This is a genomic window from Bradyrhizobium sp. INPA03-11B (genome assembly GCF_040446015.1).
GTDB classification, from domain to species: domain Bacteria; phylum Pseudomonadota; class Alphaproteobacteria; order Rhizobiales; family Xanthobacteraceae; genus Bradyrhizobium; species Bradyrhizobium macuxiense_A.
This window is the reverse complement of sequence record NZ_JASGSR010000007.1, coordinates 68,767-88,437: the sequence shown is the minus strand read 5'-3', so window position 1 is coordinate 88,437 and position 19,671 is coordinate 68,767. Positions and strand designations below refer to the sequence as shown.

Below are 19,671 nucleotides of genomic sequence, written 5' to 3'. Positions count from 1 at the left end.
TGAAGCAGCGGGAGAGCTAGCGCTTGGTTTGCCCGAACTGCTTCGTGCCAACGCTGAAGCCCGGCTTGAGCTTCGAGTCGCGGCAGCCGACGAGGCGGACCAGCTTCTGCGGCGCGCACTCATTGTCGCCCATCACATAAGCGCCCTGCTGCGGCATCGCGGCCGTCATCTGTTGCTGCTGGCCGGATTTGCGGGCCGCGGAATCATTGCCAACACCGGTGTTGCCATTGCCCACGACGGACATCCTTCGTTGGATTGATCTCAACAACCGTTGGATCGGGATCACGACAACGTGCCACCGCGGAGTTGGTTGCACGGCGCCCAGATGAGTCGGCCGAACCGTCGCCCGGTTCATGCCGTCCTTGCTGGACTGCTTCCTGTCTCAGCAGAGGAAAGTTAAGAAAGCGCGCTAGAGCGCTCAGTCTGCTTGCATATTCCAACTATCCACAGGCGCGCAGGTTGAGCCCGCGAAATCTTGAGCAGGATGGTTCCTGCACCGCGGCCGCTGAAAACATTGAGGTTTTCCGCTGAATGTTTCGTGGATCGCCCGCCGACGAAACAATTCTCGTCCCAACGAAACCATTTTCGGCTTGTTCCGCAGAACTCCAGAAACGGCAGATCGTTATCAAACCGTCAACACAACGGCGCCGGGCGCCGACCCCGAAATGACGGAGACTGTCAGATGCGGACCATGAGCCTGATCCTCGCCTTCGCTTTCGTGATGGCCGGTTCGACGATGGCTGGATCCCCCGACACCGGTTTGCCCGGCATCGGCACCTTCTCCTATAACGGCTCGCCGGTCGTCACCTCGGCCCCGATGGTGGTGGCGCAGGCCAACTGATCGCGACGTAAAAACAGAAACGCCGGTAAAGGCTCCCCATGTTGCTCCGAATCTGTTTCGCCGCGATGCTCGCATCGCTCGCCTCGATCGGCCCTTTGGCGGGTTCCGCGCAGGCTCAATCCCAACTCCCGCTCGAGTCGATGCAGATCCGGTCGCTGTACCGGGTGCCTGAGCCGCGCGACGAATTCGTGCGCCAGTGTGCGCCGCATATGCTCGGCCGCTGGGCCCATCCCGAGGCAGTGTGCGGTTGCCTGCACGATCATGCCGCTGCGACGGTGGACGATCCCGATCTCCGCCAGGCACTGCTGCGCGGGATCAGCGAGACCGGCGTGCCGACCATCGAGACCGATTGGGTGCCGCCGTCGAAGCAGGGCGAGATCGGCCCGACCTTCACCAAGATCGCCAAGCCGACGCTGCAATGCATGTTCGAGCCGATCTCGAACTGAGCAGGGCGTCAACGCAGCGATGAAGCAGGCGCCTCGCGACAGCGGGGCGTTTATTTTTTGGCGAGGCGCGGCACGCAGCTGCGGGTGCGCACCACGCCGTTCTCGCTCAGTCTGGAACCGACGACCTGCTTGATCTGCCCGGCGGGGCACGAGCCATCATCGACGAAGACGCGCTGACCGACCCTGAGGTCGACGATGTCACCCTCGCGCATGAAGGACTGCTCTGCGGCGGCGGAGTGAACCATCGCGCCAAGTGCTGCGATGCCGACCAGCGCAACCAGTCCCGTGCGCAACATCGCGGCCTCCTTCACTTGTTCTGGATCTTGAGCCCGTCGGGGCCGACATTGATCTGCAGACCTTCGGGCTGCTTCTTCGCCTGGTAAAGATTGTAACCGAGCATGCCTGCGATCACGACCAGCGCGCCGATCACGAGATACAGGACGTTGCGATTGGGCATCCGGTATCTCCTTAAGCGGACACTGACTCAACGACTCAACGCGGGCGACCTTAGTCAGGCGGCTGCGATTCTCCTAGAGCGTGGTGGCTTGGCGGATGCCTTGACGGATATCTTGCGCGTTGCGCGTAGCGCGCTCAGCGTTGTCTTCGCCAGTTGTTCCGCCGCCGTGACGAGTTGCGGAACCGGATGACCGGAGAATCCCAGCACGAAGCCGGGCAATGGCTGCGCGCGATGATAGGTCTCGGCGAGCAGCCAGCCACCGACGCCGGCACTCGCCTTGGCCTGCGCGGCAATCAAAGGGTCGGTCGCGGGATCGAGCCGCGCCACGAGATGCAGGCCCTGCGACGGCACGGGAACTGTGAGCTCGCCCTCGGATGCACTCGCTAGCGTCGACGCCAGGACGTCGCGCGCCTCGCGATAGAGTTTTCGCGACTTGCGCAGATTGGCGGCGAAGGCGCCGGAGTTCAGCATGTCGGCGACCGCGCCTTCCATCAATGTGCCGGGAAAACGGTCGAGCGCGGCGCGCGCTTCGGTCACCGGGCCGATCAAGGCCTCGGGCAGGGCGCAGTAACCGATCCGCAGTCCCGGAAACAGCGTCTTCGCAAACGTGCCCATGTAGATCACGCGGCGCAGATGATCGATGCCGGCGAGCGACAGCAGCGGCGCGCCGTCATAGCGGAACTCGCTGTCGTAATCGTCCTCGAACACGAAGGCGCCGGCAGCTCTTGCCCAGTCGAGCAATTCGAGCCGGCGCGGCATCGACATCTGCACACCGAGCGGGAACTGGTGCGACGGCGTGACATAGGCCGCGCGTGCCCGCGGCGCGGAGACGCGCCCCTTGTCGACGCACATGCCGGACGCGTCGACCGGCACCGACACCGGCCGATAGCCGCAATGCTCGATGGCGAGGCGTGCCGCCGGATAGCCGGGATCCTCGCACCAGACTTGGTCGCCGGGCTTGAGGATGGCCCCGAGCACGATGCGCAGCGCGTGCAGCGTGCCCGAGGCCAGCATGATCTGGTCGGGGTCGCAGCGCAGCCCGCGCGCCGTGAGCAGATGGTCCGATATCGCGGCGCGCAACTCTCTGCTGCCGCGGGGGTCGCCGTAATGCAGATGCTCGGAGCCGAAGGCGCGCAGCCTCCGACCGGCAAAGGCACGGAAGCGCTGCAGCGCGCGCTCGTCGATATGGGTGCAGCCGAGCGACAGCGCATCGTGCTGCGGCGGCTCGATCGCGATCTTCGCACGTCGCGGCGTGCCGGCCTGCGCAGGAATGCGCGCGGCGACGAACGTGCCGGAGCCGGTGGTCGCCACCGCAAAGCCGTCGGCGATCAGCCGCTCATAGGCCGTGGTGACCGCGTTGCGGCGGAAGCCGGTCTGCCTCGCGAGCGTGCGCGACGGCGGCAGCGGCTCGCCCGGCTTGACCAGGCCGCCGACGATGGTGTGGCACAGCGCCTGATAGAGCCGCTGCTGCGAGGCCGCGCCGGCCGTGACATGCGGGCCGGTGAGGTCGAGCGGCAGCTCGGGCTTGCGCGCCGCGGGCTTGCGGGAATTGGTCGGAATTTTTCGCATGGAATTGGCACTATCGCAGACCAAATGACCCGCTACAACTCTTGAAAGATTCCAAATCCCGCGAGGCTTGCCGTGACCGAAGGTGCATCCACTCCGTCCTATCCGCTGTCATCCCGTAACCGGGTGAAGCGCCGCCATGACCGTGGCTTCTACGACCACGCCAACGTGCACAAGATCCTCGACGCCTCGATGCTGTGCCACGTCTCCTACGTGATCGACGGCCAGCCCTATTGCACGCCGACCTTCTTCTGGCGCGAGGGCACCAGGCTCTACTGGCACGGTTCGAGCGCAAGCCGGATGCTGGAGAACCAGTCGGAGGGGCAGCGGGTGTGCCTGACGGTCGCCCATCTCGACAGCCTGGTGCTGGCGCGCTGCGGCTTCAACCACTCGGCCGACTATCGCGCCGTGATGGCGTTTGGGTCAGCCTATCTCGTGACCGACCCGGAGGAGAAGGAGCGGGCGATCGTCGCGATGGTCGACCGCTTCTTTCCCGAGCGCACCGCGAGCCTGCGCGCCAGCAACAAGCAGGAGATCAAGGCGACCTCATTCATCGCGATGGAGATCGAGGAGGCCTCGGCAAAGGTGCGCGCCAAGGGCGTCGCCGACGACGACGAGGATTACGAGTTGCCGATCTATGCCGAGCGGATTCCGGTACGCACCGTGCTCGGCGCGCCAGAGCCGTGCCCGCGGTTGCTCGACGGCGTGACGCGGCCTGCTACGCTCGATGGCTATTCGGAAGGCCGCCTGCTCGAAGATGCATTGCGGGATGCCTATTTTGCGCAATACCCGGCGGAGTGAAATCAGGTTACGCTACGGCTCCCACCTTGTCTGATGTCCCCCATGGAGCTGCCGCATGACTGCCGAGACGCAACAACGAATCCTTAGCGCCGTTGACGAGGGATTCGATGCGCAGCTTGCGACGACGCAGGCCTTTGTCGCGATCCCCTCGACCCGCGGCGCCGAGGGGCCGTGCCAGGACATGATCGGCGATCTGCTGCGCGAGCGCGGCTATGAGGTCGACGACTGGCACATCAATCTCGACGAGCTCAAGGATCTGCGCGGCTTCGGCCCGATCGAGCATGATTTCTCCAAGGCGCGCACGGTGGTCGGTACCTACCGCCCGGCGACCAATGCCGGCAAATCGCTGATCCTGCAGGGCCACTGCGACGTGGTGCCGACCGGCCCATTGGAGATGTGGGAGACGCCGCCGTTCTCGCCTGTGATCAAGGACGGCAGGATGTATGGCCGCGGTGCCTGCGACATGAAGTCCGGCACCATCGCCGCGCTGTATGCGCTGGATGCGATCAGGAAGGCCGGATTGAAGCCGACCGCGCGGATTCACTTCCAGTCCGTGATCGAAGAGGAGAGCACCGGCGTCGGCGCGCTCTCGACCTTGCAGCGCGGCTATCGCGCCGATGCCTGCTTCATCCCGGAGCCGACCAACGGCAAGATGATCCGTTCACAGGTCGGCGTGATCTGGTTCCGACTGAAGGTGCGAGGCTTCCCGGTGCATGTGTTCGAGGCCGGTGCCGGCTCGAACGCGATCATGGCGGCGTATCATCTGGTGCATGCGCTGGAGAAGCTCGAGATCGCCTGGAACGAGCGCGCCAAGGCCGACCGCCATTTCAAGGACGTCAATCATCCGATCAACTTCAACCCGGGCATCATCAAGGGCGGCGACTGGGCGTCCAGCGTGCCGGCCTGGTGTGACGTCGACTGCCGTATCGCGGTGCTGCCGGGATGGTCGATCGCCGAATGCCAGAAGGAGATTTTGGCCTGCGTTGCGGCCGCGGCGCGCGACCACCGTTTCCTTTCCAACAATCCGCCGCAGGTGGAGTGGTCCGGCTTCCTGTCGGAAGGCTATGAGCTGGTGAACTCCGAGGCTCCGGAGGCCGCCTTCGCCAAGGCACATCAGGCAGTCTATGGCGGTGCGGTGGAAGACCGCGCCTTCACCGCGCTGACCGACACGCGCTTCTACGGCCTGAACTACGACATTCCGAGCCTCTGCTTCGGCGCCAGCGGCGCGGCGATGCACGGCTTCAACGAATATGTCGATCTGGACTCGCTGCGGCAATCGACCAAGGCCATGGCGCTGTTCATCGCGGAATGGTGCGGGGTGGAGAAGGCGTAGCCCTTTTGCGTTGCGGGCTCGGCGCGCTATCGCTCCGCTTGCCGGGGAAGGCTCGGGCGAGGGATAGCCAGATGCTTTAAGTTTAAAATAAAGGCTGGGCGAACAGCCCCGCCGGTGGCAAAATGGCGTCCGATCGACGGCGAATCTTCGAGGAGCCACGATGCGCGACTGGGATGATGCCTACGCCAATTCGGCCCACGTGCCGGGATCGGATGAGCTGCCGGCGCGGTGGGCGGAGCGAGCAGCCGCCTATCGCGCCAGACTCAAATCATTCAAGCCGGATATTGCCTATGGATCGGGAGAGCGGCAGCGTCTCGACCTGATCCTGCCGGACGGCGACAGCAAGGGTCTCGTCGTCTTCGTGCATGGCGGTTACTGGATGCGCTTCGATAAATCGTCATGGACCGACCTCGCCGAGGGCGCGCGAAGCCACGGCTGGACGGTTGCGCTGCCAAGTTACACGCTGACACCGGCCGCGCGCATCTCTGACATCACGGCCGAGATCGCGGTCGCGATTGCTTCGGCTGCTGCCCAGGTCTCCGGGCCTATTCGATTGGCCGGCCATTCCGCAGGCGGCCATCTCGTTACGCGCATGCTGTGCGACGACGGCCGTCTCGAACCTGAGATCTACGACAGAGTAGTGGCGACGCTGTCGATCAGCGGTCTACACGACCTGCGACCGCTCCTGCAGACCGTGATGAACGAGACGCTCCGGATGAACATGGGCGAGGCAGCGCTCGAAAGCGCCGCCTTGCATCTGCCACGGGGCAAGTCGCCGCTGACCACCTGGGTCGGCGGTAGCGAGCGACCCGAGTTCATCCGTCAGGCAGAGCTGATGGCGAACATCTGGACCGGATTCGACGTGCCTACGCACCTCGTCGTCGACCCCGGGCATAACCATTTTACTGTTGTCGATGGGCTGAAAGATCCATCCTCGGCCATCACGAGGCGCCTTCTGGGCCTTGTTTGAGGCGGGGATCGATCGAGAGGATGTGTCATGAGCAGCAACGACTACGATCCCGCGGTCGAGGGCGCCGAGACCGATTTCGCCCGGAAAATGTCGTATAGCGACTATCTGCAACTCGATGCGCTGCTCGGCGCCCAGCACCCGATTTCGGACGCGCATGACGAGATGCTCTTCATCATCCAGCATCAAACTTCCGAACTGTGGATGCGGCTCGCCATCCACGAGCTCCGCGCCGCCCGTCATGCCATCGCACGCGAAGAGGTGTCGCCGGCGATGAAGATGCTCGCGCGCGTTTCCCGCATCTTCGAGCAGTTGAACAACGCCTGGGACGTGCTGCGCACCATGACGCCCAGCGAATACACCCATTTCCGCTCGCGGCTCGGACAATCCTCGGGCCTCCAGTCCTATCAATACCGGCTGATCGAATATCTGCTCGGCAATCGCAATGGCGCGATGTTGAAACCGCACGCCCATGACCCCGAGGTGACGGCCTTGCTCAAGACCGAGCTTGCGACGCCGAGCCTCTATGACGAGGTGCTCCGGCTTGCCGACCGCAAGGGGCTCACCATGCCCGCGGCCGTCCTGTCACGCGACGTCCACGAGACCCATCACTTCGACGAGGGCGTGATGCAAGCCTGGTGCCGCGTCTACGAAGCTCCCGAAGCCAACTGGACGCTCTACGAGCTCGCCGAGAAACTGGTCGACTTCGAGGATTATTTTCGCCGCTGGCGCTTCAATCACGTGACGACGGTGGAGCGCGTCATCGGCTTCAAGCGCGGCACCGGCGGTACTGGTGGGGTCAGCTATCTCAAGCGGATGCTCGAGGTCGAGCTGTTTCCCGAACTGTGGCGTGTCCGCACCGTCCTCTAGGCGAGGTGTCATGATCGAAGCCAAATCGCAACTGCGCGTCTACGACGACACCAAGGCAATGTTCCATCTGCCCGCGGATGTCATCTATCTTGACGGCAACTCGCTTGGTGCGCTGCCACTGGGCGTTGCCGAACGCGTTGCGCATGTCATCACGGCCGAGTGGGGCGATGAGCTCATTCGCGCCTGGAACAGCGCCGGCTGGTACGTGCAGCCGCGCCGCGTGGGCGACCGCCTCGCTCGCCTGATCGGCGCCGCGCCTGGCACGGTGATGATCGGCGACACGCTGTCGCTCAAGGTTTATCAGGCGCTTGCGGCCGCGCTCGAGATGAACCAGGAGCGCAAGGTCGTTCTGTCCGATACCGGTAATTTCCCGACCGATCTCTATATGGCGGAAGGGCTGATCGCGACGCTCGGGCGCGGCCATCAATTGCGGCTGGCGGCCCCGGAGGAGGTCGAGTCATCGCTGTCGGACGACATTGCGGTGCTCTATTTGACGGAGGTCGACTACCGCACCGGCCGTCGCCACGACATGCGGAGCCTGACCGCGAAGGCGCATGCGCTCGGCATCGTCACGGTCTGGGATCTCGCCCATTCGGCCGGCGCGCTGCCGGTCGATCTTGCCGGCGTCGGCGCCGATTTCGCCGCCGGCTGCACCTATAAATATCTTAACGCGGGCCCCGGCGCGCCGGCCTTCCTTTACGTCGCGCCGCGGCATGCTGATCAGGCGCGCGCCGCGTTGTCGGGCTGGATGGGGCACGCCAAGCCGTTCGCCTTCGATCTCGGTTATCGACCTGCTCATGGCGTCGAGCGCATGCGTGTCGGCACACCGCCGGTGCTGGCGATGGCCGCGCTGGAGGCATCGCTCGACATCTGGGATCGTGTCGATATCGGCGAAGTCCGCTCACGCTCACTCGCGCTCGGCGATTTGCTGATCGCTGAGATCGCGCGACGCTGTCCGTCGCTGCGACTGATGACGCCGCGGGCGCATGCGCAGCGCGGGTCGCAAGTGTCGTTCGCCTTCGCCGGCGGATATGCCGCCATGCAGGCGCTGATTGCCCGCGGCGTGATCGGTGACTTCCGGGCGCCGGATATCATTCGGTTCGGGATCACGCCGCTGTATATCGGCGAACCCGAGGTGCTGAAGGCCGCCGAGATCATCGAGGAGGTGATCAATGGCGAGGTGTGGCGCCGGCCAGAATATCAGGTCGTGAATGCGGTGACGTGAGCAACGGGCGTTATCCCGAAGCCTCATGGTGACTGCGGCGAGCAATCATGGGTGTCGCGACCACAACGCATTGACGATCGCATCGAGCCCATCAGTCAGCGCGGCGGGGCCGGGCTGCAAAATGATCGGCGACTTGATCTCGACGATGCGATCGTTGCGGACAGCCGGAATGTCGCTCCAGCCGTCACGGGCCCTGATGCGGTCGGTCACGACCTTCTTGCCGCACCAGGATGCCAGGATCACGTCGGGCATCGCCGCGCGCACGGCACCAGGCGTGACGATGCGATCCCTAGCAGCTTTATGCGCGCGCAGATGCGGCAGCGCGTCTTCGCCGCCGGCGATCTCGATCAGTTCGGACACCCAGCCGATGCCGCTGATCAGCGGATCGTCCCATTCCTCGAAATAGACCTTCGGCCGCGGCCCCGGGCGCGGCGTAGCCGCGATCGCGGCCAGCCGTTGTTCGAGGCTTTGCGCGAGCCGTTCAGCGCGATCGGGGGCGCCGACCATCGCACCAAGGCTGCGGATCATCGCAAGAATGCCGGCGACATCGCGCTGATTGAAGACATGGACCGTGACACTGGCGCGGACGAGATCGGCAACGATGTCCGCTTGCAGGTCGGAGAAGGCGAGCACCAGATCGGGATCGAGCGCCAGGATCTTCGGGATGTCGGCGGAGATGAAGGCAGACACCCGCGGCTTCTCGCGGCGGACCTGCGGCGGCCGCACGGCGTAGCCGGAGACACCGACAATGCGGTCCTGCTCGCCGAGCAGATAGAGCGTCTCGACCGTCTCCTCGGTCAGGCAGACGATCCGGCGGGGAGGGAAGTCACGCATCACAGACGGTATGCAGACTCGCCAAGGGTTGTCACGGCGCCATGACGTCATCCGCTTGATTACCTCGGAGGTCATTGCCGGGCCCGGTCAGGCAATCCATCATGCCGGCACCAACCTCAAAGAAGCCCGCACAAGCCAGGGAGTGCCCATGACGCCGCTCGAAAAGATCCAGTCGATGAAGATGCCGTTTGCGGAACTGAAGGGCGTCACCTTCACCGAGGCCGGCCAGGATCGCGTGGTCGCGAAGATGGTGGTGCGGCCGGACCTCTGTACCCTGCGGAACACGATCCACGGCGGCGCGGTGATGGCCTTTGCGGACTCGGTCGGTGCCGCCGCCACCGTGATCAACCTGCCCGAGGACGCCAAGGGCACCACGACGCTGGAGAGCAAGACCAACTTCATCGGCGGCGCCAAGGAGGGGAGCACCGTGATCGCCACGGCGACGCCGGTTCACCGGGGTCGACGCACCCAGGTCTGGCAGACCCGGCTGGAAACGGAGGACGGGAAGCTGGTTGCCGTCGTCACTCAAACCCAGCTGGTATTATGATGGGGCGATGATGTGATTTTCCGATCACATCATTGTTTACTTAAATGAATCTCAGTACTTGAATTATATGGTGCGTCGCACAATATAGGGACCGTTAGGGAGTCGACGCCTCCTCGAGGGCTACCAAGAGGAGTTATGAAATGAACCACGATTCCATCAGTTCGACATCTGCCCGGGGCACCGTGCGGACGTTGAGCCAGCAAGAGGAGCTTCCTCTGCTGCGCGATCATCTGCTGAGGCTGGATCGAACCAGCCGTCATGATCGTTTTCATGGCTTCATCGACGACAGCTTCATCCGCCGCTACGCCGAGCGCTGCGCCAACGACGGCACGGTCATCATCGCCTATTTCGAGGATGGCATGGTCCGCGGCGCCGCCGAGCTGCATCCGCCGGAGCAGTCGCCGGATGCGCAGCCCGAGATCGCCTTCAGCGTCGAGCGGTCGGCGCGGCGCAAGGGCGTCGGCAGCACGCTGTTCCGCAAGCTGATCACCGAGGCGCATGCCAAGGGCTACGGCAGCCTGCGCATCACCACCGGCGCACAGAACGACGCGATGCGTGCGCTCGCCACCAAGTTCGGTGCGCAGCTGACCTTCCGTCATGGTGAGTCCACCGGCAGTATCGACCTGACCGAGCAGCACCAGCTAAAACAGGCGCCGGCTACGGCTTCGCCGCCGATCGCTCCGGTGACGCCGATCGCGGCGGCGCGCGCGATCGTCGACATGAACCGCGCCTATTGGCGAATGGTGATGCAGATGTCCGGCTGGGGCCGGGCCGCCTAAGCTCAGAACTCACTTCAAAGACAAAAAGGGCAATCCGCTCAGCGGATTGCCCTTTTTCTTTAAGTAGCTGGATGTCGTTGTTCAGGTGCCGGTGCGCTTGGCCGGCGCGAGACGGCGGACCACGCGGCGCTCGACCACGACAGAACGCTGCGCGCCCTGTTCGCCGGCGATCACGCGGGTTGCCGTGCCGGTGCGGGCGCTGACGCGCGCGGTCTTCTTCACCTCGGCCAGCACCTCGTCAAAAGGCAGCCCCATCAGGGACGATGCGATCTCGGCCTGGGCCTCCACGTCATCGGTGATGCCGATGGCCGCGAAGATTGCCTCCTCCAGCGTCGGCGGATCATGCCGCACGCGCCGGGTGCCATACTTGGTATTCCAGTCTCCGCTCATCGCCGCCTCATCTTTGAATCGCGGGAGATACGTAAGGTCCCCAATGTTGCATTGCAATATGAATATGAGATGGCAATCCAGCCATGCAGCTAGAGTCTCTCAATCTTGTGAGCATCATAAAGTTCGATGGTGGTCGCTGCGGCCGCCAGAGATTGCAAGGAGCGGACGAAATCGCGTGACGCGGGGACGGCGAAATGCGCCGCCAGCGCGGCGCGGTCGGCCCATTGCTCGAAAAACACCAGCCTGAGCGGATTCTCGCAGTCGACATGGACCGTGTGCGAGATGCAGCCGGGCTCGGTGCGCGAGCGATGGACATGCTCGAGGCTCAATCGCCGCACCTCTTCGAAAGAGTCGGGGCGGGCGGTGACACTGCCGGTGACGACGATCATGATCTCCCCCAGTTGGTTAGTTACGGGCAGCTTGTGCCCCTGACGCACCATTCGGCTGCTGCGGCCAGCGCTTCAGCGCCGCACGACCGGCATCGGTCAGCACATAGATGCCGCGCTCGGCGCGATCGAACCAGCCGTAGACATTATGCTGCAGGATCTTGCCGGCGTCGGGGCACTCGGCCCGCAGGTCCTTGACGCGCCGGGGTCCATCCGAGAGCGCGCAGGCGCAGGCCAGCGCCTGCTGCCGGTAGGCCGTCATGATCGGCGCGCGTGTCGATCCGCCCATGGCGGGATCGCCCTTGCGCTTCTGATGCTCGGTGATCAGACGCGAGCGCTTCTTCGGATTGCGGCGCGGTGCCGCGGTCGGCGGCGGCACCAGCACCTCGACGTCGCCGCGGTCGGTGACGCCGAGCATGCCGAAGCCGAGCCGCCGGCACAGATTGCGATAGCGCGCGTCGCTCTCGCGGCCCTTGCCGCGGGCCGAGACCTTGGCCGCGATCCACACCTCATCGGCGGCGCCGGCGCGGTCGACCGCCTGCAGGATCAGTTCGAGATTGAAGGCGAGCTTGAGTTCACCGATCACGACGACCGGTGGATCATCGCCGCTCAGCGCCACCAGGTCGCAGCCGCCGATCTCGCCCTTCACCGTGAAGCCGAGCTTTTCGAGGAAGCGTTTGACGGGCAGATAAAGCGCGGTTTCCAACGGGCAGGCTCCTGCGGCATCCGGCCGCGACTCGGTGCGCCAGCATAGCGCGGAATTGCCCCCATCGAGGCGGATCGAATTTGCCCAATGCGGGGCCAAGCGGTTATGTTGGGCCGGGGACAACGGCGCGACCATTTGCATGATCCGGAACGGGCTCTATCACATCACCGTCGAATTTCTCGACGGCGTCTCTGGCGGCAACCAGGGCGTCATGGTGCTGCGCGACGGCCAGATGCGCGGCGGCGACTCGTTCTTCTACGCCTATGGCAGCTACACCGCGGCGGGCGGCAAGTGGAAGGGCGAGGTCACCAACGAGGAGCATTCGCCGACCTATGGCGAGCGCCCGGTCTGGGAACGCAAGGTGGTCACCATCGGCTTCACCGGCACCTACACCGATCAGACCGCCGAGGGCGACGGCATGGCGCTCGCCGGCAAGCAGAGCATCCGCTTCCGGTCGAAGCTGCGGCTCCTGGTTGCGGACTAAACTGACCGATGCCGGCCGGATTGCAGCGTCAGCCGATCAGGCGATCGTACTCTGCGTGAGAGCCGATCCAGAACCAGAGGTATCCTTCGTCCGTTTCGACAGCGAGCGCGCGATAACGCAGACCGACCCGAACCGACCAAAATCGTCCGATTTTCTTGAACTGGAGAGATGGATGACGTGGATTGCGCTTTAACAGCGCAAAGTTCGCGTCTGCAAGGTCCCGGATTGGAACCGGCAATTGCTCGTACGCTGCCCAGAATTTGGGGGAGGCTGAGTGCTTCACAAGTCGCGCGACTGCCCGGCGCGATGCGCTGCCAGCGCTTCGTCCGCCAACGCGTCGAGTTTCCCGGCCTTTGCGTCCCGTTCGATCGCTGCATCGAAACGCTCGGCATCGAACGTTTCGAACCAGGCGCGAAAACGGGCCAGCTCACGAGGAGGTAGCTGTTCGACGGCCTTTTCGATGTCTTCTGCAGTCGTCATGACCAACATATAACACCGGCCAGATCGACCGGAAAGGCGTCGAAAAAGTGGTGGCGTGTCTAAACCCGCCCGTTGACCGGCAGCAGCGCGCCGGTGACGGCGCTTGCGGCGTCGCTGGCGAGGAACAGGATGACCTCGGCCAGTTCCTTCGGCGTCACCCATTTGGAGATATCGGCCTTCGGCATCGCGGCGCGATTGGCGGCGGTGTCGATGATCGAGGGCAGCACTGCGTTGACCGTGACCTTGCCCTTCAACTCGGCAGCGAGAGACTCGGTGAGGCGGTGCACACCGGCCTTCGAGGCGGCGTAGGGGCCCATGCCCGAGGCGGCCTGCAAGGCGCCAAGTGCGCCGATATTGATGATGCGTCCGGCGCCGGACTTTGCGAGATGCGGGATCGCCGCGCGCGAGGTGTTGAAGGCGGTCATCACGTTCATCGCATACATGCGCTGCCAGGTCGCGGGATCGCCGTCGCTGACCGCCTCGAAGGTGAAGCCGCCGGCAATGTTGATCAGTGCGTCGAGCCGGCCGAAATGCGCCGCCGCCTTGTCGATCGCAGCTGTCGCGTGCGTGGTGTCGGTGAGGTCGACGCCGCCGAGCTCGATACGGTCGGCCGTTGCCGCGAACTGCGATGACGCATGATCGATGCCGGCGACGCGCGCACCACGCGCGAGGGCTTCTTCGGCGACCACCTTGCCAAGCGCGCCAAGGGCGCCGGTGATGACGATGGCTTTTCCGTTCATGGCGGTCTCCGTATCAGCAACAGGCTGCCACCCACTATGATCAGGCGGATTTCATTTGCAATGCCGCCGATTTCATCTCCTACTGCGCGTATTCATCAGTTCATTCGCCTCAAGGATGTTTGCGATGCCGACACCAAGGCCGTGCGAAACCCATCTCGAGCTCGTCAAGTTCAGTTACGGATTGCCGCATCTTGCGCAAGCGCTCGCGCGCGAACGCAAGGTCAAGATCGTTGCCCTCGGATCATCATCGACCGCGGGAGCCGATAGAGTTCTCCCATTTCCGCCGCGGCTGGAGATCCTGTGGCGAAGCCAGAAGCAGTCCTTCGGCCGGATGATCGATATCATCAACCGGGGGATCGGCGGGCAAGAGGCGCCGGAAGAGTTCTCGCGCATCGAATCCGATGTCATCGCCGAAGCACCGGCGATGGTGATTTGGCAGGTCGGCACCAACGCCGTGTACAGGAACTACAACTTCGATCAGGTGCAAGCGACATTCGAGGCAGGACTCGATGTGCTTGCCGGGCTGCCGCTGGACGTCGTGGTGATGGATTCGCAGTACACCCAGGCCATCATCGGCACGCCAGACGTGCTCAAGCTCGCCAACCAGTTCATGCCGATGATCGCCGACGTTGCCGTAAGCAGGAAAGTCAACCTGTTCCGCCGCTTTGCGCTGATGAAGCAATGGGTCGATGCCGGAATTCCGCTCTCCGAACTCGACGATGGTGCGCAGGAGCATCTCCATACGAGCGAGTGGGCGACCGATTGCGTCACTCAAGCATTGCTCGGTGCGATCAACGATGCGGTGGCACGCAGCGCGAACTCGTCGTCTTGACTACGTAAGACTACGGGGGAGGGCCAGTTGGATAAAATTTGCGGCAGTTCCGTAAGTCGTTTGCAGAACCCTTTCCGTAGAAGCGGAACACCAGCCAAGGTAGGGGTTTTTGCAATGGGAAATCTTCCGGATCACGGTTTACCGCTCGTTCAGCTTAAGGAACAGCGGCGCGATCTCGTCGTAGCACTACAGAATCGCAAGGGGCCGGTGGGCAGCTGGGAATTGATGCAGATCGCGGCGATCCAGCAGGCCATCTCGGCCTTCGAGGACGTGATCGCCGATCTCGACGCGGAGCTCGAGCTCGAGGCCGCTGCGGCCTGAGCCAAGTGTACTGATCAAGCGAACGGATCAGGCCTGCAGATAGCGGCCTTCAAGCGCCTTGCGCTCGGCCGGGCCGAGCCCGAGGCCTTCGCGGAAATAACCGTCGAGGCCGCCATAGTCGGCATCGATCGCAGCGAACGACGCTTCCAGAAACGCCGCGCGCACGGTGCCGAGCACCTGCTTGACGTCATCGGGCAGCTCGGTGCTGTGGGCCGGATCGCGCTTGTAGTACTGGTTGGTCAGGAGATAGTCGTCCGCGATCACCTGATCGGATACGCCGAGCGCGTGGAGGATCAGCGCGCAGGCAAAGCCGGTGCGATCCTTGCCTGCGGTGCAGTGGATCACCAGCGGCGCGCGGTCTTCGAGCAGATGGGCAAACAACGTGCGATAACGCGGCGTGTTGTCCTGCACGTAGCCGCGATAGGAATCCCGCATCACGTCGATCGCATCGGCTTCCGAGAGGTGACGGTTGCTGGCGATCTCACGCAGCGCGGCCACCACCGTCGGCTCGACCGGGAGCGAATGCACGGTCACGTCGCTCATGCCGCACAGCGCCTCGGCGCGCTCGGCTACGCCGCGGAAATCGAACGCGCTTCTGACCCCGAGGCCGCGCACCACGGCCACGTCCTGCTCGGTGAGATGCGCAAGATGGTTGGAGCGGAAGATCTGCCGCCAGCGCACCGTCCGGCCGTCACGCGTCTGGTAGCCGCCGAGGTCGCGGAAATTGCTGGCGCCGGCGAGATTGAGGTGACGGGCAGGGGCTTCTGACATCGGCGGGCCTGTTGCAGCTGTTGCGGTCTTGATTCATGACGTCTTGATTCAGCACGTCCTGGCGCGGGAGTATCGGCGCAGACAGGTCTATAACCGGCCTCTCGGGGGGAGAATATGACTTATCGCGGGGGCGCCATTCTCATCGGCGCAATTCTTTTCGAGGTTTTTGGTTCCTCGGCGGCGCCGGCGCAGTCCGCGTTCCGGAATTATCGTTGTGCCGACGGCACGCAGTTCATCGCGGCGTTCTTCAATGGCGACACGCGCGCGCATCTGCAGGTCGACGGCAAGGCGGTGACGTTGACGAAGCGGCTGTCGCTGACGGGGACGCGTTACAAAGGCGGTGGCGTCACGCTCGAGATCACGCGGTCCGGGCTGACCAGGCTGCGGCATGCGAAGCGGCCGGTGACGGCCTGCGAGCTGGCATGAAAAAGGGCCGAAACGCTTCGTTCCGACCCTCTCTTACGATCCTGCTGTTGTCTGACGCTTGTGCGTCACGCCTCTCCGCCCGATCGACATCAGTGATCGCGGCTCGGCTTGGCGTCGTCGATGGCGGCCTGGTGGTACCAGCTCTCGCTGCATGCCGAGGTCTCGACCTCAGCGGCAAGATCGCGCACCGTCCGCGCCTCGCCATAGCGACGTCCGCCGAGAGCCGCGCGGCCCCCTGCCGGGAATTGATAGATCGTTGCCGATCCCTGATTTTGGCCGGTGGTGATCATGTCAAAGTCTCCTTTGGCCGGTGCGAGCCTCCATGGTGCGCCCGACTCATTCGTGTGCGGTTACCGTGCTTTCAACATCGGTCCGGGCCTGGCAGGGTGCAAGTGACTAAGAAATAGTCAGGTGTTGTCTAATTAGTAGGCAAATCCGGGTTTGCTTCCTGTGAGGCAGGGGGCGGCTGACCAACGCTTGGGCCGAGGCAATGGTTGCCGGGCACCCGATGCTTGGGCACGAACTGTCACATGGCGCTGCCGCCGCATTAATCGGTGGATGCTTGCCGTAGCCAAATTTGCTGCAGAAACGGGCGGCGGAGGGGGCGGAGAGAAGATTTTGGCTGACGGCGGCGCATGCCAGCCGCGCTGCTTTGTCGCAGCTAAAAATGCGATGTCCGCTGTGGACATCCGCAGGCTCGGCGGTGCCGCAGTGCAGCGACTGGCATTTTAATTGCTTAGTAAGAGCCGGCCGATGGTGGCCGGGTACGCGTGCGGCGGCCGACTGGCTTTCGGTTCCTCACGGTTTTGCATCATCAACAGAGAGGTTCAATGACCAAGTACAAGCTCGAGTATATCTGGCTCGACGGATATACGCCGACGCCGAGCCTGCGCGGTAAGACGCAGATCAAGGAATTCGCGTCGTTCCCGACCCTCGAACAGCTTCCGCTGTGGGGCTTTGACGGTTCGTCCACCCAGCAGGCTGAAGGCCACAGCTCTGACTGCGTGCTGAAGCCGGTCGCCTGCTATCCCGACGGTGCGCGCGAGAACGGCGTGCTGGTGATGTGCGAAGTCATGATGCCCGATGGCAAGACCCCGCATGTGTCCAACAAGCGCGCCACCATCCTGGACGACGAAGGCGCCTGGTTCGGCTTCGAGCAGGAATACTTCTTCTACAAGGACGGCCGCCCGCTCGGCTTCCCGGAGCAGGGTTATCCGGCTCCGCAGGGTCCGTACTACACCGGCGTCGGCTACAAGAACGTCGGCAGCGTTGCCCGCAAGATCGTGGAAGAGCATCTGAATCTCTGCCTGCACGCCGGCATCAACCACGAAGGCATCAACGCCGAGGTGGCGAAGGGCCAGTGGGAATTCCAGATCTTCGGCAAGGGCTCCAAGACCGCCGCTGACCAGATGTGGATGGCCCGCTATCTGATGCTGCGTCTCACCGAGAGCTACGGCATCGACATCGAATTCCACTGCAAGCCGCTCGGCGACACCGACTGGAACGGCTCGGGCATGCACGCCAACTTCTCGACCAAGTACATGCGCGAAGTCGGCGGTAAGGACTATTTCGAAAGCCTGATGAAGGCCTTCGACAAGAACCTGATGGACCACATCGCAGTCTACGGCCCGGACAATGACAAGCGTCTGACCGGCAAGCACGAGACCGCGCCGTGGAACAAGTTCAGCTACGGCGTGGCTGATCGTGGTGCTTCGATCCGCGTTCCGCACTCCTTCGTCAACAATGGCTACAAGGGCTATCTGGAAGACCGCCGCCCGAACTCCCAAGGCGACCCCTACCAGATCGCTTCGCAGATCCTGAAGACGATCGCCGAGGTGCCGACCGGCGCCAAGGCTGCAGCTTAAGCGGCTGCGGCCTAAGCAGCTTCCGGATCCGGATGGAGCCATCCGGTCCCGCAATCGGGTCCGCCAGGGCGACTGCCTTGGCGGACCCTTGCTTTTTAGCCAAAGTGTTTGCGGGCAGCTTGCCGCCGAAAGCGGTTTCGCTGCGTTATGAACCGCGCTAGATAACGATTGCATCTTGGCTGCCGGGGACACGGCGCTTGTTTGAAGGGTTTTACAAGGTCCGGTTCGAACTGGGCGGCGCTGTCGGCCGCAGCGTGATGTATGTCGGCGACGGCAAGATGCTCGGCGGCAACTCGGCCTTCGCCCATATCGGCACCTACGAAAAGCACGGTGACGAGGTCGCGGTCGAGATCCAGACCGTCCGCCACAACCCCGATCCGAACTACCGCGCGATGGCCGGCACCGATGACGCGACGCTCATTGCAAAGGGTGCGCCCGATGGCGAGCTCTATCGCTTCAAGGGCGAGCTGAAGGAATTGCCCGGCGTGCCGTTCCAGTCGGTGATGACGCCGATCACCGAGGACGAAGTCCCGATCGCCGGCGGCGTCGGCGAGGGCGGCATTATCGACGGGCTCTATTCGATCGACATCCGCGTGCTCGACGGGGTCGACGGCGGCCTCACCGGCGTGATGCTGCTGAACAACGGCCGCATCCTCGGCGGCGATGCGTTCTTTTACTACCTCGGCACCTACACCTCCGAGAAGGGCCGCTGGAAGGGCCAGATCCTCAACCAGGAGCACACCTCGGCGATGAGCGAGAACCCGATCTTCGGCGGCCATGAGGTCGGTATCGGCTTCGCCGGCACCTGCGATGCGGAGGGCGCCGTGCTCGAAGCGACTGCACTTGCCGGCAAGCGCAGCCTCCGGCTGACCGCCGCGCTCAAGCTGATGCGGCGGGCGTAAGCGGGATGGACCATTCGGTTCGCGTGCTCTCGACGCTGGCGCTGAAGGGCGCGGTCGCGCGCCTTGCAGCGGCCTACCAGGCGGCAAGCGGCGTTGCGATCGATGCCGATTTTGCGCCGACGCTGGCGCTGCTCGAACGCCTGCGCGAGGGCGAGGTAGCCGATGTGGTGATCCTGACCCGCGAAGGCCTCGAGGAGATGATCGGCGAGGTGCGCGTGGCGCAGCAAAGTGCAGTCAATCTGGCGCGCTCCTATGTCGGCGTCGCGGTGAAGGCGGGCGCTGCGCATCCTGACATCGCGAGCGAAGCCGCATTGCGTGAGGCCTTGCTCGGTGCTCGCGCGGTGGCCTATTCGCGGCTCGGCGCCAGCGGCATCCTGTTCGCGCAGCTGATCGCGCGGCTCGGCATCGCGGAGGCGATCACCGCGCGCGCAGTGATCATTCCCATGGGTTTCACCGCGGAAAAGCTCGTCACCGGCGAGGCTGACCTTGCGATCCAGCAGATCAGCGAGTTGAAGCAGGTCGACGGCATCGAGGTGGTCGGGCCAATTCCTCTCAATTTGCAGACGCCGGCGGTGTTCTCGGCAGGCCGCATGACGGCCTCGCAGCGTGCCGCGGCCGCCGAGCATCTGCTGCGCTATCTGTCGTCACCCGAGGTCGCGCCAGTGCTGCGCGAGACCGGGCTCGAGCCTTGAATTTGCCTGC

The 19,671-nt window shown here is 63.9% G+C and carries 29 protein-coding genes; 16 read left to right on the top strand and 13 right to left on the bottom strand.

All coding sequences use genetic code 11. The features are described 5' to 3' along the window. Positions 1–16: 16 nt before the first annotated feature. Entirely contained in the window at positions 17–244 is a 228-nt protein-coding gene (locus QMZ05_RS04750) for a hypothetical protein (protein ID WP_353699752.1), read from the bottom strand. Between the two features lie 438 nt (positions 245–682). On the opposite strand from QMZ05_RS04750, the gene QMZ05_RS04745 reads away from it, so the two are divergent. After that, complete coding sequence (locus tag QMZ05_RS04745; RefSeq protein WP_353699724.1) at positions 683–841, top strand: hypothetical protein; 159 nt, start codon at positions 683–685, stop codon at positions 839–841. Between the two features lie 38 nt (positions 842–879). After that, the gene (locus QMZ05_RS04740) at positions 880–1,287 is read left to right on the top strand and encodes a hypothetical protein (protein ID WP_353699723.1); all 408 of its coding nucleotides are present in this window, start codon (positions 880–882) and stop codon (positions 1,285–1,287) included. A gap of 50 nt (positions 1,288–1,337) precedes the next feature. On the opposite strand, the gene QMZ05_RS04735 is transcribed toward QMZ05_RS04740, so the two are convergent. The 3 genes from QMZ05_RS04735 to QMZ05_RS04725 are packed head-to-tail and all read right to left on the bottom strand — an operon-like array spanning position 1,338 to position 3,313. Further along, positions 1,338–1,583: a DUF6719 family protein gene (locus QMZ05_RS04735; protein ID WP_353699722.1), complete on the bottom strand. Its 246-nt coding sequence runs from the start codon at positions 1,581–1,583 to the stop codon at positions 1,338–1,340. Positions 1,584–1,594: 11 nt separating this feature from the next. Continuing rightward, positions 1,595–1,744, bottom strand: coding sequence for a hypothetical protein (locus QMZ05_RS04730; RefSeq protein WP_021079695.1), 150 nt, complete (start codon positions 1,742–1,744; stop codon positions 1,595–1,597). Positions 1,745–1,798: 54 nt separating this feature from the next. After that, positions 1,799–3,313 (bottom strand): PLP-dependent aminotransferase family protein, encoded by a 1,515-nt coding sequence (locus QMZ05_RS04725; RefSeq protein WP_353699721.1) that lies wholly within the window; start codon positions 3,311–3,313, stop codon positions 1,799–1,801. Between the two features lie 72 nt (positions 3,314–3,385). Here QMZ05_RS04725 and QMZ05_RS04720 point away from each other — a divergent pair, with 72 nt between their 5' ends. The 5 genes from QMZ05_RS04720 to kynU all read left to right on the top strand — a co-directional run bounded on the left by QMZ05_RS04720 (position 3,386) and on the right by kynU (position 8,506). Then, positions 3,386–4,111: a pyridoxamine 5'-phosphate oxidase family protein gene (locus QMZ05_RS04720; RefSeq protein WP_353699720.1), complete on the top strand. Its 726-nt coding sequence runs from the start codon at positions 3,386–3,388 to the stop codon at positions 4,109–4,111. Between the two features lie 55 nt (positions 4,112–4,166). Continuing rightward, on the top strand, positions 4,167–5,444 hold the full coding sequence (locus QMZ05_RS04715; protein WP_353699719.1) for an ArgE/DapE family deacylase: 1,278 nt from the start codon (positions 4,167–4,169) through the stop codon (positions 5,442–5,444). A gap of 160 nt (positions 5,445–5,604) precedes the next feature. Then, complete coding sequence (locus QMZ05_RS04710; protein WP_353699718.1) at positions 5,605–6,414, top strand: alpha/beta hydrolase; 810 nt, start codon at positions 5,605–5,607, stop codon at positions 6,412–6,414. Between the two features lie 27 nt (positions 6,415–6,441). Beyond that, complete coding sequence (gene kynA, locus QMZ05_RS04705; protein WP_353699717.1) at positions 6,442–7,281, top strand: tryptophan 2,3-dioxygenase; 840 nt, start codon at positions 6,442–6,444, stop codon at positions 7,279–7,281. A gap of 10 nt (positions 7,282–7,291) precedes the next feature. Further along, a complete protein-coding gene (gene kynU, locus QMZ05_RS04700) occupies positions 7,292–8,506 on the top strand; it encodes a kynureninase (protein WP_353699716.1) in 1,215 nt (404 codons plus the stop codon). Between the two features lie 45 nt (positions 8,507–8,551). On the opposite strand, the gene QMZ05_RS04695 is transcribed toward kynU, so the two are convergent. Further along, positions 8,552–9,340, bottom strand: a complete 789-nt coding sequence (locus QMZ05_RS04695; RefSeq protein WP_353699715.1) for a cobalamin-binding protein — start codon at positions 9,338–9,340, stop codon at positions 8,552–8,554. Between the two features lie 148 nt (positions 9,341–9,488). Between QMZ05_RS04695 and QMZ05_RS04690 the strand changes: the two genes are divergently transcribed. Both QMZ05_RS04690 and QMZ05_RS04685 read left to right on the top strand, forming a co-directional pair. Further along, entirely contained in the window at positions 9,489–9,887 is a 399-nt protein-coding gene (locus tag QMZ05_RS04690) for a PaaI family thioesterase (protein WP_050627638.1), read from the top strand. Between the two features lie 140 nt (positions 9,888–10,027). After that, positions 10,028–10,666: a GNAT family N-acetyltransferase gene (locus QMZ05_RS04685; RefSeq protein ID WP_353699714.1), complete on the top strand. Its 639-nt coding sequence runs from the start codon at positions 10,028–10,030 to the stop codon at positions 10,664–10,666. Positions 10,667–10,747: 81 nt separating this feature from the next. On the opposite strand, the gene QMZ05_RS04680 is transcribed toward QMZ05_RS04685, so the two are convergent. From QMZ05_RS04680 to QMZ05_RS04670, 3 genes are all read right to left on the bottom strand, one after another. Beyond that, on the bottom strand, positions 10,748–11,056 hold the full coding sequence (locus QMZ05_RS04680; protein WP_353699713.1) for a hypothetical protein: 309 nt from the start codon (positions 11,054–11,056) through the stop codon (positions 10,748–10,750). 89 nt (positions 11,057–11,145) lie between these two features. Beyond that, positions 11,146–11,445, bottom strand: coding sequence for a putative quinol monooxygenase (locus QMZ05_RS04675; protein ID WP_353699712.1), 300 nt, complete (start codon positions 11,443–11,445; stop codon positions 11,146–11,148). 16 nt (positions 11,446–11,461) lie between these two features. Then, positions 11,462–12,148 (bottom strand): DUF2161 family putative PD-(D/E)XK-type phosphodiesterase, encoded by a 687-nt coding sequence (locus QMZ05_RS04670; protein WP_353699711.1) that lies wholly within the window; start codon positions 12,146–12,148, stop codon positions 11,462–11,464. A 139-nt stretch (positions 12,149–12,287) separates the two neighbouring features. Between QMZ05_RS04670 and QMZ05_RS04665 the strand changes: the two genes are divergently transcribed. Then, the gene (locus QMZ05_RS04665) at positions 12,288–12,632 is read left to right on the top strand and encodes a hypothetical protein (protein WP_353699710.1); all 345 of its coding nucleotides are present in this window, start codon (positions 12,288–12,290) and stop codon (positions 12,630–12,632) included. A gap of 28 nt (positions 12,633–12,660) precedes the next feature. On the opposite strand, the gene QMZ05_RS04660 is transcribed toward QMZ05_RS04665, so the two are convergent. The 3 genes from QMZ05_RS04660 to fabG are packed head-to-tail and all read right to left on the bottom strand — an operon-like array spanning position 12,661 to position 13,852. Beyond that, positions 12,661–12,915, bottom strand: coding sequence for a hypothetical protein (locus tag QMZ05_RS04660; protein ID WP_353699709.1), 255 nt, complete (start codon positions 12,913–12,915; stop codon positions 12,661–12,663). Then, positions 12,912–13,112, bottom strand: coding sequence for a hypothetical protein (locus QMZ05_RS04655; protein ID WP_353699708.1), 201 nt, complete (start codon positions 13,110–13,112; stop codon positions 12,912–12,914). The genes QMZ05_RS04660 and QMZ05_RS04655 overlap by 4 nt, the downstream gene beginning before the upstream one ends. A 59-nt stretch (positions 13,113–13,171) precedes the next feature. Next, positions 13,172–13,852, bottom strand: a complete 681-nt coding sequence (gene fabG, locus QMZ05_RS04650; protein ID WP_353699707.1) for a 3-oxoacyl-ACP reductase FabG — start codon at positions 13,850–13,852, stop codon at positions 13,172–13,174. Positions 13,853–13,967: 115 nt separating this feature from the next. Here fabG and QMZ05_RS04645 point away from each other — a divergent pair, with 115 nt between their 5' ends. Both QMZ05_RS04645 and QMZ05_RS04640 read left to right on the top strand, forming a co-directional pair. After that, complete coding sequence (locus QMZ05_RS04645; RefSeq protein ID WP_353699706.1) at positions 13,968–14,684, top strand: SGNH/GDSL hydrolase family protein; 717 nt, start codon at positions 13,968–13,970, stop codon at positions 14,682–14,684. Positions 14,685–14,798: 114 nt separating this feature from the next. Continuing rightward, positions 14,799–15,005 carry a hypothetical protein gene (locus QMZ05_RS04640; protein WP_035634033.1) on the top strand — a complete coding sequence of 69 codons (207 nt, stop codon included), beginning with the start codon at positions 14,799–14,801 and terminating at the stop codon, positions 15,003–15,005. A 27-nt stretch (positions 15,006–15,032) separates the two neighbouring features. On the opposite strand, the gene QMZ05_RS04635 is transcribed toward QMZ05_RS04640, so the two are convergent. After that, the gene (locus QMZ05_RS04635) at positions 15,033–15,776 is read right to left on the bottom strand and encodes a tyrosine-protein phosphatase (RefSeq protein WP_353699705.1); all 744 of its coding nucleotides are present in this window, start codon (positions 15,774–15,776) and stop codon (positions 15,033–15,035) included. A gap of 114 nt (positions 15,777–15,890) precedes the next feature. On the opposite strand from QMZ05_RS04635, the gene QMZ05_RS04630 reads away from it, so the two are divergent. Next, positions 15,891–16,202, top strand: a complete 312-nt coding sequence (locus tag QMZ05_RS04630; protein WP_353699704.1) for an MliC family protein — start codon at positions 15,891–15,893, stop codon at positions 16,200–16,202. Positions 16,203–16,291: 89 nt separating this feature from the next. On the opposite strand, the gene QMZ05_RS04625 is transcribed toward QMZ05_RS04630, so the two are convergent. Continuing rightward, on the bottom strand, positions 16,292–16,492 hold the full coding sequence (locus QMZ05_RS04625) for a DUF2735 domain-containing protein (protein ID WP_353699703.1): 201 nt from the start codon (positions 16,490–16,492) through the stop codon (positions 16,292–16,294). Between the two features lie 540 nt (positions 16,493–17,032). On the opposite strand from QMZ05_RS04625, the gene QMZ05_RS04620 reads away from it, so the two are divergent. From QMZ05_RS04620 to QMZ05_RS04610, 3 genes are all read left to right on the top strand, one after another. Beyond that, positions 17,033–18,067 (top strand): glutamine synthetase beta-grasp domain-containing protein, encoded by a 1,035-nt coding sequence (locus QMZ05_RS04620; protein WP_353699702.1) that lies wholly within the window; start codon positions 17,033–17,035, stop codon positions 18,065–18,067. A gap of 197 nt (positions 18,068–18,264) precedes the next feature. Continuing rightward, positions 18,265–18,969: a GrlR family regulatory protein gene (locus QMZ05_RS04615; protein ID WP_353699701.1), complete on the top strand. Its 705-nt coding sequence runs from the start codon at positions 18,265–18,267 to the stop codon at positions 18,967–18,969. Positions 18,970–18,974: 5 nt separating this feature from the next. After that, positions 18,975–19,661, top strand: a complete 687-nt coding sequence (locus tag QMZ05_RS04610; RefSeq protein ID WP_353699700.1) for a substrate-binding domain-containing protein — start codon at positions 18,975–18,977, stop codon at positions 19,659–19,661. The last annotated feature ends 10 nt before the right edge of the window (positions 19,662–19,671 follow it).